Source organism: Rufibacter soli (assembly GCF_054781795.1).
The window spans coordinates 1,390,221-1,404,121 of record NZ_BAAGTS010000002.1; the positions used below are offsets into that span (position 1 = coordinate 1,390,221).

General features: G+C 49.2%; 12 protein-coding genes. 1 reads left to right on the forward strand and 11 read right to left on the reverse strand.

Annotated features, from left to right (window positions below; translation table 11 throughout):
- Positions 1-91: 91 nt before the first annotated feature.
- Positions 92-310 carry a PspC domain-containing protein gene (locus ACYVJQ_RS07705; protein WP_460892494.1) on the forward strand — a complete coding sequence of 73 codons (219 nt, stop codon included), beginning with the start codon at positions 92-94 and terminating at the stop codon, positions 308-310.
- On the opposite strand, the gene ACYVJQ_RS07710 is transcribed toward ACYVJQ_RS07705, so the two are convergent.
- The 11 genes from ACYVJQ_RS07710 to ACYVJQ_RS07760 all read right to left on the reverse strand — a co-directional run bounded on the left by ACYVJQ_RS07710 (position 275) and on the right by ACYVJQ_RS07760 (position 13,733).
- The gene (locus ACYVJQ_RS07710; protein ID WP_460892495.1) at positions 275-1,327 is read right to left on the reverse strand and encodes a glycosyltransferase family 2 protein; all 1,053 of its coding nucleotides are present in this window, start codon (positions 1,325-1,327) and stop codon (positions 275-277) included. The genes ACYVJQ_RS07705 and ACYVJQ_RS07710 overlap by 36 nt on opposite strands.
- Complete coding sequence (locus ACYVJQ_RS07715; protein ID WP_460892496.1) at positions 1,317-1,652, reverse strand: YbaB/EbfC family nucleoid-associated protein; 336 nt, start codon at positions 1,650-1,652, stop codon at positions 1,317-1,319. Before ACYVJQ_RS07715 ends, ACYVJQ_RS07710 begins: the two co-directional genes overlap by 11 nt.
- A 222-nt stretch (positions 1,653-1,874) precedes the next feature.
- Positions 1,875-3,413: a T9SS type B sorting domain-containing protein gene (locus tag ACYVJQ_RS07720; RefSeq protein ID WP_460892497.1), complete on the reverse strand. Its 1,539-nt coding sequence runs from the start codon at positions 3,411-3,413 to the stop codon at positions 1,875-1,877.
- A 98-nt stretch (positions 3,414-3,511) separates the two neighbouring features.
- Entirely contained in the window at positions 3,512-5,017 is a 1,506-nt protein-coding gene (hutH, locus tag ACYVJQ_RS07725; RefSeq protein WP_460892498.1) for a histidine ammonia-lyase, read from the reverse strand.
- A 1-nt stretch (position 5,018) separates the two neighbouring features.
- On the reverse strand, positions 5,019-6,395 hold the full coding sequence (gene hisS, locus ACYVJQ_RS07730; protein WP_460892499.1) for a histidine--tRNA ligase: 1,377 nt from the start codon (positions 6,393-6,395) through the stop codon (positions 5,019-5,021).
- A 185-nt stretch (positions 6,396-6,580) separates the two neighbouring features.
- A complete protein-coding gene (locus ACYVJQ_RS07735) occupies positions 6,581-7,852 on the reverse strand; it encodes an O-antigen ligase family protein (RefSeq protein WP_460892500.1) in 1,272 nt (423 codons plus the stop codon).
- Positions 7,824-8,945, reverse strand: coding sequence for a glycosyltransferase family 4 protein (locus ACYVJQ_RS07740; protein WP_460892501.1), 1,122 nt, complete (start codon positions 8,943-8,945; stop codon positions 7,824-7,826). The genes ACYVJQ_RS07735 and ACYVJQ_RS07740 overlap by 29 nt, the downstream gene beginning before the upstream one ends.
- 60 nt (positions 8,946-9,005) lie before the next feature.
- Complete coding sequence (locus tag ACYVJQ_RS07745) at positions 9,006-10,130, reverse strand: glycosyltransferase family 4 protein (protein WP_460892502.1); 1,125 nt, start codon at positions 10,128-10,130, stop codon at positions 9,006-9,008.
- On the reverse strand, positions 10,111-11,415 hold the full coding sequence (locus ACYVJQ_RS07750) for an O-antigen ligase family protein (protein ID WP_460892503.1): 1,305 nt from the start codon (positions 11,413-11,415) through the stop codon (positions 10,111-10,113). The genes ACYVJQ_RS07745 and ACYVJQ_RS07750 overlap by 20 nt, the downstream gene beginning before the upstream one ends.
- Positions 11,412-12,449, reverse strand: coding sequence for a glycosyltransferase family 2 protein (locus ACYVJQ_RS07755; protein WP_460892504.1), 1,038 nt, complete (start codon positions 12,447-12,449; stop codon positions 11,412-11,414). The genes ACYVJQ_RS07750 and ACYVJQ_RS07755 overlap by 4 nt, the downstream gene beginning before the upstream one ends.
- Entirely contained in the window at positions 12,450-13,733 is a 1,284-nt protein-coding gene (locus ACYVJQ_RS07760) for an oligosaccharide flippase family protein (RefSeq protein ID WP_460892505.1), read from the reverse strand.
- Positions 13,734-13,901: the final 168 nt, after the last annotated feature.

The following is a 13,901-nucleotide window of genomic DNA, read 5'->3' on the forward strand; positions in this document are numbered from 1 at the left end:
ACCTAGTCCAAGTAAGAGACTACCATTGGAATGGGAAAGTTACGGTAGAAATTGTGATTTTATTTATCTTAGACGTTTAACTTTTCAGAATATGAAACAAGTTCAACTTTTCCTGGAAAGCCAAGCCTTTGGGGTATGTACCAAATTAGGGGAGAAATTAGGGTTGGCTACCAGTAGCATTCGCCTTTCGTTTATTTATTTATCTTTCTTAACGTTTGGGTCACCGGTATTGGTGTACCTGGTACTGGCTTTTTGGCTCAATATCAGAAAACACTTAAGAAGAGAGCGCAGCACTGTCTGGGACGTTTAAGCTCTTAAACGTCTTTTTTCCTTTTATAAAGTACTGCCAAACCACGCTTTCTGGGTACCAGCCGGTGAGCTGGGCTGTGGGCTTTTTCTCAATGGTTTCTTGCTGCTGATTTGCCCATTCACTTTTCTGTTTGAAAAAGGCCCGGTGCGCCCGCCAGATGGCGTTTACCTGCTTGAAATCTCCCTTTAACATGTATTGCCCCGCAGCCACACCATCCAGAATCATTCTGGTATACAGGATTCTATTCAATTCTTTAGGCGCCAGGTTTCTGTAAAGCAGGGCTACGCCGTTCCTGAAATTTAGAAACGTTTTTCTGGGATTTGCCTTGGGCAGGGTTCCGCCGCCCACGTGGTACACCGTGCTACCGCCGTGGTAATAGATCTGGTAACCCAGGTTCTGCAGGCGCCAGCAAAGGTCAATCTCCTCCATGTGCGCAAAGAATTCCTTCTCCAGGCCCCCGGCTTGCCAATAGGCACTGGCCCTGATGAAAAGGCAGGCTCCCGTGGCCCAGAAAACCGGAACCACGTCATCATACTGCCCCTTGTCTTCCTCCACCGTATCAAACAAGCGTCCGCGGCAAAACGGGTAGCCATACGCATCCAGGAAACCTCCAGCGGCGCCGGCGTACTCAAAGTGGGTAGGCTGCAGAAATGATTTGATTTTAGGCTGACAGGCGGCAATGGAAGGCTCTTTCTCCAGCAAATCCACCATTGGGGTAAGCCAGTTAGGAGTTACCTGCACGTCTGAGTTTAGGAGCACGTAATACGTTGCTTCTACCTGCCGAAGCGCCTGGTTATACCCTTCACAGAACCCGTAATTCTCTGGTAACTGAATGAGTCTGATCTGGGGGTAATGTTCCCGGAGGAAACCCACAGAGTCATCTGAGGAGGCATTGTCTGCCACCACTAGTTGGGCCCCGGCGCTGTGTTCCAGCACGCTGGGTAAAAAATGCTCTAACCAACGGCGGCCGTTCCAGTTAAGGATGACCACCGCCACTTTTTCCAAATTATAAGCCAAAGTTGCTCAGGTCTAGTCCTGGGATATTAGGCATCATGCCGGCGGTTTGTTTCTTGATTTCCTCTTTGCCGCGTTCGCCGGCCTCGTCCATGGCTTTGTTCACGGCAGCCACCACTAAATCGGCCAGCATTTCTTTATCGGCGGGGTTCATGAGGGTTTCATCAAACTCTACTTTCAACAGGCGGCGGTCACCGCTGGCGGTGGCTTTCACCATGCCTCCGCCGGCTTCGGCAGAAACAGTGATGTGACGAAGGTTGTCCTGGGCCTCTTTCATTTTGGCCTGCATTTCCTTCACCTTATTCATCATTCCCATCATGTCAAACATAAGCGCTTCTCTTTATAGGTTTACTGGCATAACGGCAAAAACAGCCCCAGAGATATTTTCAGGGGCCAATTCCTTTGCCTGGGCCAAAAGTAACCTATTTCAAGGAAAGTTGACAGGCAGAATAAGTCAGGAAGTTCAGGGAAGAGATAATTGAATTCCGTTTTAAGCCTGTTTTTGGAAAAACGGGCCCAAAACAGGAAAGTGCCTTTTGGATAGAAATGGCTACCGAAGTAAGGTCACGGTGCCTTTGCTGGTCACCTTTTTCCCATTCACGTCTGTGGCCTCAAACCGATAAAGGTACGTCTCTGGCGGCGCGGGCTTACCGGCATACGTACCGTCCCAGCCTTGTTTGAGGTCTTTGCTTTCAAAAACCACCTGACCCCAGCGGTTGAGTACCTGCAAGTGAAAGCTGGAGGCAAAGGGGGCACCCACGGCCCGGAAGATGTCATTCAGGCCGTCCTGGTTGGGGGTAAAGGCCGTAGGGAAGTGGAACTGGAAGCCCTGGTCAAGGGTGGCGGTGCTGGAATAGCTTTGATAGAACCCATCCTGAGAAACGGAAAGCAGGCGATACCTAAGCCTTTGGAAGGTTTTCTGCGGCTGCGCATCCAGGAAACTATTTCCGGTTACCGTCTGGCTCCAGTACACTTCTCCCTGCTCATTGACCAATTCCAGCGTCTGGCGGCCCACGCCAGAGGGAAAGCCTTCATACGCATTCCAGTTCAGCTGCACCGCCCCGTTGGCCTGTAAGGCAGCAGTTAAAACGACGGGACATCCCACATTGCTGTGCGGTGACACCAATTGGCAGGAATCTGTATAAGAAACCTGGTAACATAAAGGACCTGACAGATTACCGGCAGTGGCATCAAGTGCGTTTTGAGGCTGTTTTTCTGAAAACAGGCTTAAAACGCCGTTGCTCTGGCTTCGGTAGATGGTCTGTTCTTTGAAGGTTTCCTGGGCGGGAACCATGGTTTGGAGCGTTACCCGATTTTGCAGGTCAAAGCTGGTCAGCAAGAAAGGCGCTGCGGGGGGCGTGGTTCCTTTAGTTTCTACCTGCACCGGCAGAGAGGCGCTTTGTGAGCTGTTCTGGAGCAGCGCCACTACCTGGTAGGAATACACCCGGCCGCAGGATACCTGGGCATCTGTGAAGGAAGTTTGGGTACCGGGCAGGTTTTGGTAGGGTTGGCCGCCCCGCAAAACCTGATAGTTCACTACGCTCCCGGGGCTTTCATTCATTGACCAGGAAAGCTGATTACGGCGGTCTCCGGCAGTAACGATTAGGCTTTGGGCGCAAACGGTATTAGAGAAAATATCCTCGCGGCCCGAGCAGATGTTGGTGACCCGTACCCGGAAGCAGCCAGTAGGATTGGGAATGTTTATTGTATGCTGGCTTCTCCCGGTAGGTACGTTGGACAAGGTTTGCAGTACCGTAAATGGTCCGGCAGAAGAGGAAGCGCGTTCTACTACCAGGTCATTGACTCCGCTGGTCTGAATTTGAAGAGCGGAGGCCTGGAGCGTTATTTTTTCCAGAACGGGGGCAGAGGGAGGGGCGGCCGCCTTTACCGTGAAGGTGCGCGGACATTGGTTAAACCCATTGGCCAATTGGGTGACCACATAAGTACCCGGCGCGTTAAAGGTATGGGAGGTTTGTTTAGCAGAGAAATCAAGCCCATTGCGGTTGTCAAAGTCATAGAACTCAGCCACGTTGGTCTGGCCACTGTTGTCTTTGAAGGTAATTTGTTCTCCCACGCAGAAGGTCTCCACGGGTTGGTTCTGGGGATTATACGCTAAAAAGCATTGACCGTGCGCTCCAGAAAAGAGTGCCCCGGCTAGCCAGAAAAGCAGAAATCCTCCAAATTTTCTCACGCCAATAAATTCTCAAACGGAAACTCCCTGATAAACCTGATGCTCTTTTCTATATCGGGCTGCAGTACCCGGTCGTGTTCCAGGGCGGGTACCTGGGCCCGGTAAGCGGCCACTAGTTTCTCCAATGCCGGAGAGGTCTGCAAGGGCCTTCTAAACTCCAGGGCCTGCACGGCGGTCATCAATTCAATGGCCAAAATACGCTCCACGTTCTGCACCACCTGATAGGCCTTAGTGGCCCCGTTGGCGCCCATGCTTACGTGGTCTTCCTGGCCGTTAGAAGACACAATGGAGTCCACGCTTGCGGGCGTGCAAAGCTGTTTATTCTGGCTAACGATAGAGGCGGCCGTGTATTGCGGAATCATGAACCCGGAATTGAGGCCAGGCTCCTGGATCAGGAACTGAGGCAGGCCCCGTTGCCCGGAGATCAACTGGTAGGTGCGGCGCTCTGAAATACTTCCCCATTCCGCCAGGGCGATGCTTAAGAAATCCAGCGCCAAAGCCAGGGGCTGCCCGTGGAAATTGCCTCCTGAAAGAATCAAGTCCTCGTCAGGGAAAACGTTGGGGTTGTCGGTCACGGCGTTCACCTCGGTGGTAAAGACCTGCTCGGCGTATGTCAGGACATCCAGGCTGGCGCCGTGAACCTGGGGCACGCATCTAAACGAATAGGGGTCTTGCACCTGGGCTTTGGGTTGCTGCTGGAGCTGGCTGCCAGCCAAAATCTGCAGAATCCTTTCCGCTGTCTTCACCTGCCCGGCGTGGGGCCGGATGCGATGGATCTCAGGGGAGAACGGTGCCTGCAAGCCATCAAACGCTTCCAGTGAGAGAGCCGCCAGAAAATCGGCGGCCAGGGAAACCTGCCGGGCCCTAAGGCAGATAATAGCCCCGTATGCCGACATTAACTGGGTACCATTCAACAACGCTAGCCCTTCCTTGGCCTGTAGTTTAATGGGCTCCCAACTGAAAATATCCAGCACTTCATGGCCCTGGAGTTTAAAGTCCTGGAACCGTACTTCGCCTAAGCCAATGAGCGGAAGGCAAAGGTGGGCCAAAGGAGCCAGATCGCCGCTGGCGCCCAAAGAGCCCTGCTGGTAGACCACCGGGAAAATATCGCGGTTAAAGAAGGTGAGCAGCCGTTGCAGCGTGGTTAACTGTACTCCGCTGTGCCCGTAGGCCAAGGACTGGGCCTTTAAAAACAGCATCAGTTTTACCACCTCCTGCGGTACCTCCTCGCCGGTGCCACAGGCATGTGACATCATGAGGTTGCGTTGTAGGGTCTCCAGGTTCTCATTGGAGATAGTGGTATTGCAGAGCGCCCCGAACCCGGTGTTTATCCCGTACACTGGCTTCTGGGCGTTTTTGAGGTGCTGGTGGAGAAAGGTATGCGCCCGCTCTACCCGTTGCTGGGCTTCCCCAGAAAGGGCCAGTTGCGTGGAGCCCTGCAGCACCTGTTTTATCTGCGCCAGGGATAGGGGTTGGGGAGAAATAAGGTGCTGCTGGGCCATTTTAAGTGGTTGGGGATAATGTTTGAAGGATCTGCTCTAAGGTAAGGCTTTGCTGCTCACCAGAGCGCATGTTCCGCAGATTCAGCAAGCCACTGGCCATTTCCTCTGAACCAATCAACAGTACATAGGGGATCTGTTTCTGGTCTGCGTACGTCATCTGCTTTTTCAGTTTGGCAGACTCCGGGTAAAGCTCCGTAGAGATGCCCGCGGCGCGCAACTGCTGTAACACTGGCAGGGCGTACCGCATAGAGGCTTCATCAAAGTTGGCAATGAGTACCTGCGTAATGGTCTGGCTTTCCTGTGGGAACAGGCTGAGTTCTTCCAAGACGTCAAAGATACGGTCTACCCCGAAGGAGAAACCTACCCCAGAAACACCAGGCAACCCGAACATCCCCGTGAGGTTATCATAGCGGCCACCGCCGCTGATACTGCCCATCTGCACGTTGTTCACCTTCACCTCAAAGATACAGCCAGTGTAATAGGAGAGGCCCCGGGCTAAAGTCACATCTAATTCTACCTTGGCGTTTTTCAATTGAAAACTTTCCAGGAACGAGAGCATTTGTCGAATGTCCTGCACCCCACGCTGGCCTTCAGACGAGCCTTCCATCAATTGGTCTAATTGGGGAAGTAAATCAAGCACGTTCCCGGAAAGGCCCAGGATGGGCTGCAGTTGGGTGATGGCGTCTTCCGAGATACCCTTCTGTCTCAGTTCCTCGTTTACCGCTTCCTGGCCTACTTTGTCTAATTTGTCAATGGCCACGCATAGGTCCGCTTCTCTTCCTTTGGCGCCAATCACCTCGGCCATGCCGGATAGTAAACCTCGATGGTTAAACTTTATGGTGAAATCATCTAGCCCTAGGGTGCTCAGTACCTCGTCCATCATAAGAATGATCTCAGCTTCGCAGAGCAGGGAATTAGTGCCCACTACATCGGCATCACATTGGTAGAACTCCCGGTAACGGCCCCGTTGCGGACGGTCGGCGCGCCATACGGGCTGAATTTGGTAGCGTTTGAAAGGGAAGGCAATCTCATTGCGGTTCATGACCACGTAGCGCGCAAAGGGCACGGTAAGGTCATAGCGCAGGGCTTTCTCAGAGATTTTGCGGGTCAGTGGCTTGTAGCCGGCTTCCAGGTCCTGAGTAGAAACCTTGCTCAGGAAATCACCGGAGTTGAGGATTTTGAAGATAAGTTGGTCCCCCTCGTCGCCGTACTTACCGGTGAGCACCGAGAGGTTTTCCATGGCCGGGGTTTCCAGGGGCAGGAAGCCGAATTTCTCAAAGGTGCGCTTGATAACGGAGAAGATATGATTGCGTTTCACCACCGTGGCCGGCCCGAAATCACGGGTGCCCTTGGGGATGGAAGGTTTTTCTTTGCTCATAGGTTTTATTCTGAACCGCGAAGATAGCAAATTCAGCCATGCGAAAGGACGCCCTTCACCCGTCAAGCGATTTCTGTTTTACCCCCGTTTTTCCAAAAACACCCTCAAAACGCCCCGCTAAGGAAACTGGATCTTAGAATAACCTTTTCTTCTTCAGGCTAGGCAGAGGTTGCCTGATAAGTTGCTTAGGAATTAGAGGGCACCTCTTCTTCTCTTTTTGGGGCGAACTGTAGCAAAGCGACTACAAAGGAGAATAGTAAGACGCCGTCCTGCCGCTGAAAAATGGATTCTGTGATACAACATAACCCTATGGTAAGCACAGAACAGAAGAGAATGTAATTGCCCTTCCGGAAAGCAAATACCAAGGAGCTGAGCAGCATGGCAAAGAACAGAGCCATGCCCGGAAAACCAAGGGCCACACCCGTATCCAGAAACTGGTTGTGGGCATTCAATTCCAAGGCAAGGCCCTCTTGGAAGTGCATTGCCTCATAGGCTTCCATTAAACGGTTCTGCCGGTCGCCAATCCCCACACCCGTGACGGGGTTTTCCTGCAGAAGGTCGCGGGCCACATTCCAAATGAAGGCTCTTTCTGAAAAGCCGGCCTTGCTGCTTAACTTGATTTGAAGGTAGCTGACATTCTCATACAATACATAACCCAACCCGAAGGTAAATAGCAACACCGCGCCCACCAACGCATATTTTTTGGCTTCCACGGCGGTATAAACTCCCGCCAGAGAAATTACCAAAACCGTGGCCACTAAGGCTGTTCGGGAGGCTAGCAACCCCTGGAAAGCCAGAAAGAAAATGCATAAAAAAAAGTAGAAGAGCCATCTTTTATTACTCTCTCCCGGAAAAGCAGTGTACAGGTAGTAAGAAGAGATGATCAGGCAAACGCCAATATACAAACTGAAGAAAGGCGCGTGAAAGTCAATTTTTTGGGGCAGGAAATAGGAGATGTACGTCCAGTCCACCACCTTCCAGAGGCCAGGATCAGAGAAAATGTATACGTGCCCCGGAAACTCCCTTAAATAACTCCCCAACACTACCCCCAGAGAATACAGGCAAAGTAGAAAGCAACTGCCCATGAAAAGGTGCAGGGTTATTTTAACCTGGCGTTGATTTAACTGTTGGTAATACACCAGGGGCAAAAGTGGCAAGGATACCTGTAAAAGGGAGAACCTAAAACCCGCGGAAAGGTCCTCACTCCACAAAACGGATAACAGGCAAAGCAGGAAATAAGCACCTATAAACCAAGAGAAGGGACTTTTGAAAAGGGTCTTAATAAGGCGTTTTTTCCCTTGAAATTGCTGGTACCCGAAAACCAAAAGCAGGGCTATGAAAACCGGGGCCTTTGCATTGAACCGCAGGGGCAAAAAGATGGCATGGGCATAAATAAGGAAGGGGATGAGACCTGCTCCGGATACCAGCCTATCTTTGAGCGGTTTGCTGAAATTCATGGTATTTTTCTAAAACAAACTGTTTTATCTGCTCCGTAAACCGCTCACTGTTAAACCTGACCGACTTTTTACAAATAATTGATTTGTCAAAGGTAAGATGATTTTGCTCGAATTGGGCAACCGCCTCCTGAATGGCTTCTTTGGTTTGGTGAGGAAAGAATATTCCTGTTTCTGAGGTAACGGTTTCCAGGGCACCGCCTTTCCCGTAGGCAATGACCGGCGTGCCGCAGGCCTGGGCCTCTACGGGGGTAATGCCAAAGTCTTCCTCGGCGGCAAAAACAAAGGCTTTGGCCCGCTGCATGTAATCCTTTAACACGGCAAAAGGTTGGTACCCTAACATGAGAACGTTTGCCTGCGCCTTGGCCTTGATTTTATCGTAATCGGGCCCTTCTCCAATGACTACCAGTTTTTTTTCAGGCATGCCGTTAAAAGCTTCCACTATCAAGTCTATCCGCTTGTAAGGCACCAAGCGGGAGGCAGTCAGGTAAAAGTCTTCCTTCTGGGCAATGAGGCCAAATTTCTCTACTTCTACCGGCGGGTAGATCACGGTAGCCTCCCGGGCGTAGGCTTTCTTAATTCGGCGGGCAATGTAGTTGGAGTTGGCAATGAAGTAATCTACCCGGTTGGCCGTGCTCACATCCCATATCCGGAAACGGTGTAAGATCATTTTGGCCAAAAAGCCTTTTAGCCCGGTGGTTAGGCCAGCTTCTGCCAGGTACTGGTGGTACAGATCCCAGGCGTAACGGGCAGGGGAGTGGCAATAGCAGATATGCAGTTGGTTTGCATGGGTAAGTACGCCTTTGGCCACCGCATGGCTGCTGGAAATAACCACGTCAAAGCTAGACACATCTAACTGCTCTATGGCCAGGGGCATTAAGAATAAATAATTTCTGTAATGGTTCTTGGCGAAGGGAAGGTTTTGGATGAAAGTAGTAGTGACCGGCTTGCCGAAGATATGCTTCCTGAGTGGCTCAGGCATGAAATCTATTACAGCAAATAGGCTGGCATCTGGGTAAATATGCAGCAGTTGCTCAATGACTCTCTCTGATCCAGAATAATTTACAAACCACTCATGTACAATTGCTACTTTCACAAAGAGAAGTTAATGAGGTAGATGAAAGCCCGTTAAACCGGCTTTCCTGTTTTAGTCTATTTAAGTGCCTGGGGCCACCATTTCTTTGAAAACCTGCAGATGTGCTTGGCCTGCCTGTTGCCAGGAATAGGTCTGGCTTTGTTTTACGCCAGCTTGCACCAAAGTGTCTCTGGTTTCTTCATGGGTAAGCACTTTCTCCATCTGCTGCGATAAACATTTCCAATCCAGAGGATCAAAATATAGGGCGGCATCTCCGCAAACTTCCTGGATGCTGGCCACATTGGAGGTTACCACCGGGCAACCGCAGGCCATGGCCTCCAAAGGAGGAAGTCCGAACCCCTCATACACCGAGGGAAAAACGAACAAAGATGCGGAATTATATAATAAGGGCAAGGTTTCACCTGGTACGTACCCGGTGAAAAAACAATTCGCCTCCAGGGTTGGGTCTTCTTGAAAACGCTGGGTAAGCTCCCCGTCTGGGGTAATAAAACCATCTTTCTTACCTACAATCACCAATTTATATTGGTCTTGTAACTCAGGAGGTAAGGCAGCATACGCCTGTAGTAAGGTCTTCAGATTTTTATGTGGCTTCACGTTGCCCACAAATAAAATAAAGGAAGCAGGCAGGGCCGGTAAATGTTGTTTTAGTTTTTCCTTACTGGGCCCTTCTCCCAGAACTTGGAAGGTGTCATGATCCAGCCCATTAGGGATCACCTTTATTTTTGCTGCAGAGACTTGGGTATACTTCTGAATTTCAGCTTTGGAAAAGGTAGAAACGGTGATGATCTGGTGGGAAAGCCGCACTGCCGCATTCAGAAAAGTAGTGGCAAAGGCTTTTTGAGCCAGCGTTAGCGTGTGTTTATAGGCCAGGTGGTAAGTGTCATGGATGGTGACAACCCTGCGACTGGCTTTGATAGGCAACAACGGGATATTGTAATGTGGGCTCCAAAATAGATCTGCCTCTGGAATAGCCTTTACTAAGGACCACTGCTCTTTTATGGAGTAAATAGGGGCAAAAGCAGGTATGATTTGCACTTGTGATAACCCCTCCAAAGCCTGTAGCTTAGCAGGATCACCTAACAAGGTTACCTTAAATTCCTCTGCCAGAAAAGGAATCATATGCCTGAGGTAAACGCCAATACCGGAGGCATCTATCATTCTGGCATCAATGACTAGCAAGGGCATGGTTCCTGTCTTTAACTATGAAGTTCTGGGCTAGAATAATACTGAAGATTACCCAGTATAAAATAAAGTTAACCCGCCCAACAAAAGCTGAATTGATGAAATTGGCCAGGTAGAAATAAACACTGAACGCCACGAAGGCAATGCATAACTCTTTCAGAAAAGGGTCTTTAGCTGAGAAAAGGGTGAAAAGGGCGTACAGAAAGCTTATAAAATAAAACGCCAGGAAAAAGAGGCCCAGCACAAAGCCGTTCTCCAGGAATAATTGAAACCAATAACCGTCTGTGATGATCTTATGCTCAATATTTCCCCCTGGGCCCTGAGTGCCTATGCCCGCGCCCGCCCATGGGTGCTTCCGTAAATAGTCAATGGAGCTATTAATCTCTTCAAAATGCTGATTAGTAGAAGAAACCGTACTGGCCTCTGTGCCGGTTACCCTCCTTACCAAAAAAGAATCTTTGTATAAATATCCCACCAGCAAAACAGCACTTAAGGCAACTGCTACCACCAGGAAAATCTTAATGATAAACTGGAGCGAGAGTTTACCATAATGCAAAAAGAGGACAGTGCCTCCGGCCAGTGCTAACCCTACCAAAGCCGCCCTGGTATACGTGAGAAAATTAGCGGTACAGGCAATAGCCATAAAGACTAAATACAACGTTCCCTTGGTGTGCAGATACCGAATCAGGAAGAAAGAGAAAAGGATAATGGTGAAACTGGAGAAAATAATGGTGTTCCCCAGCAGCGCAGTGGGCCTTACCAATGATTTATTAAAAAACGTGAAAACCCCTTCGCCGCGTAACGCCAGCATAGACAAAGGCAATTTTGCGGAGAAGGTAAACTGAAAGATAGCAAACAGGCAGAGTAGAAGGCCCAAACCCAACATCACGTTAATAATGGATCGGTTAGCCTGCTCTTTGTTGAAAAGCAACGGAATATACAGCAGAAAGGAGCAATAAAACAGGTTGTTCCTTAACCCCAGAAGCCGTTCACCCAGAGGGTTAGTATCTACCAAGGCAACCTTTAGAAGCGAGGCCACCAGCAGGAAAAACCAAAGACAGGCGAACAGAAAATAATCTTTCTTAATGGTTGCCCGGTTATAATACCCCCATAGTACCACTAATACAAAGTGGCCTAGCATAAAAAAGACCAAACTGTCTACTGCCAGGGTGCTTAGACTTATTGCTTTAAAAGACAAAAAGTTGGTGATAAACCCGCTGAACAGCAGAAAGACAAGCAGTAAAGAAACCGCCGTTAAGGAAACTGAAAGCCTTGCCCGTAGTTTCATCCTTTCTGGGGGCTAACCATGAGCTTTAATACCTGAAATGCTTTCCCAAAGTCTCTACGCACCAATCTCAACACCGAGGAAGCCAGCAACAAGGAATAAAGTTGTAATCGCCGCTGGGGGTAGTAGCTGGTAAAGTAGATGATTTTACTTCTAATGCCGTGGTAATCTGCTAGAGCGCTTTTTTTGCTGCCGTTAGAGCTGGAGCCAGCGGCTCTACCTTCTTTGTGGTACACACGACATTGCCAGACGTAGCCCAAGCCGTAGCCTTTTTCTTTTCCACGCGTGGCCCAATCTAGCTCTTCAAAATACAGAAAATACGCCTGATTGAGTAAGCCCACATCTGCCAGAAAGGCTTTGCTCACAAACAAAGAAGCGCCTACCACATAATCCTGGTCCACGGTTTCCGTATTGAAGGCAGGCCCATCGGGTAAGCCTTCGCCAATGTGGCTGGTAGAAAGGGTCTTAAGGTTTAATTTTCCACCAATGGCCTGTAACGTATCGGGCTGGTCATAATAGAAAAGCTTGGCCCCCCAGATACCTATTTTCTGGCCCAAGTCTGCGCTCGCTTGCGCCCGCGCCACCAACTGTGATAAGCTATCAGTAGCCACCACCGTATCATTGTTCAGGAGCCAGACAAACTCTGGGGAAAAGTGCCCAAGTGCATAGGTGATGCCTACGTTATTGCCAGAGGCAAACCCCAAATTCTGGCCCGCCTGAATAGTGGTGATAAACGCAGGAGTACCCAGGCCGCTCATCCAATCCTTTTCTGTTGTATAAGATAGGTGGGCATATTCCTGACCTTTTCCAAAAGCTACAGGGGTAGGGAGAGCCGCCAAAGAGATTTTCTCAGAAAGCCAGTCCTGTATATGCGCCAGGGAGTTATCTGAAGACTGGTTGTCTACTACAATGATATTGAACGACCGGTGCTCGAGCTTTAGCAGGCTCTCCAGGCACTCAATAGTATCCTGGAAGCCATTGTAGTTTAATAATACAATGCTTACCCAAGGAGAGGTGTTGGTTCCGGTGTTGCTCATTTACAGTAGGCCTTTTTCATTAGAAAGGAAAGTCCCTTTTCCTGCCGTTTTGGAGGCGAACAGATTTGTAAAGGTAGGACTGTTTTTCTCAAGCATAACGTAAAGACCGACGGTTATAAACACTTCTGTGAGCAGGACCGAAACCGCCGTGCCTATGGCCAGGAAATAATAGCTTAAGGCCAGGTTTAAAAGTAAATTCAGTACAGAACCCGCCATAAGAATACGGCTGTAGGCCTTTTTAAGGTTAAGCGCCAGTAATAATTGATTGGCCGGTATGTTGAGCACTACAATAAATGGCACAAAGCTTAACAACTGTATAAGAGTTATGACCTCTTCCTGAGGATAGTCTGCAAAGTAGATGGTAATGTATCTGGAAAGGGCAAATACCCCCGCACACCCAACCAACACCATAAGCGAAAAGGGTACATGAATTTTCCTGACGAAGGCCCTGATTTCTACTTTTGATAATAAGACTAGCCGGCAAATGTGCGGGTAAATAGCCTGGAAATAGACCACCAGCACCTGCCTTACAATGTTAATGACCCCTTCTGCAATGCTATAAAACCCTACCACCTCTTTTGAGGCAAAAAGGCCCAATATCACAATATTAGATTTGATGTAGAGAGTAACAGAAAAGTTGGAGATGAAAATGTGCCAACCTTCTTTTAACTGAAAAGCAATGGCTGCCCATTGACTGAACCTGAACCTAAGATGGTACCTGCGCTGCGCCAACCCCAGGCTGGCAATTCCCGCTACAATAAACCCACACCCGTACAGCAGATTGACATACACATAATCGGTTTGCCCCTTCACCAAAAGCAGAATCAACACCAAGGTCACTACTTTAGACAAAGCATTGATAAAACTAATGTATTTCATCTCCTCCATTCCCTGGAACAGCCATACCGAGAATAGGGACTGGCCCACCACCATGGTATAGCTTAACAGGTAAAAGTACACTGTCTCAGGCTCCTTGGACAGAAAAAGGACCAACGCCAGAAACACCAGAAAACCCGCTACCAGCAGAAAGGCTTTGGTGGAAAGAGTGTCACAGTAAATCTGCTCTATTTTACTTCTGTTGTTTTTGTTTAGGGTAATTTCCCGGGTAGTGCTTAGGTTAAAGCCGTAATCATTGAGGGTTACAAAATAGGTGATCAAAGCTTGGGAGAAAGAAATTAACCCGAAGTGATTAATGCCCACCACCTGTATTAGGTAGGGGGTGAGTAACAGAGGAAAAAGGAAATTGAGGACCTGAATAGAACCCAGCGATACAAAATTCTTCATGATCCTGTTGTTCAGGAGGTCAGAATTCACTAATTGGCGCTGTATAAAATTCTTCAGGTTCCGGATCAAAGCCTTGGCGTAGGGTAGAAGGGCTCCAAAGTTACATAAAAATTACTTTCCTCCTTTTTAGGCCTTGCCCAGTGGCCTAGCCTGAACAGGAACGGCTTT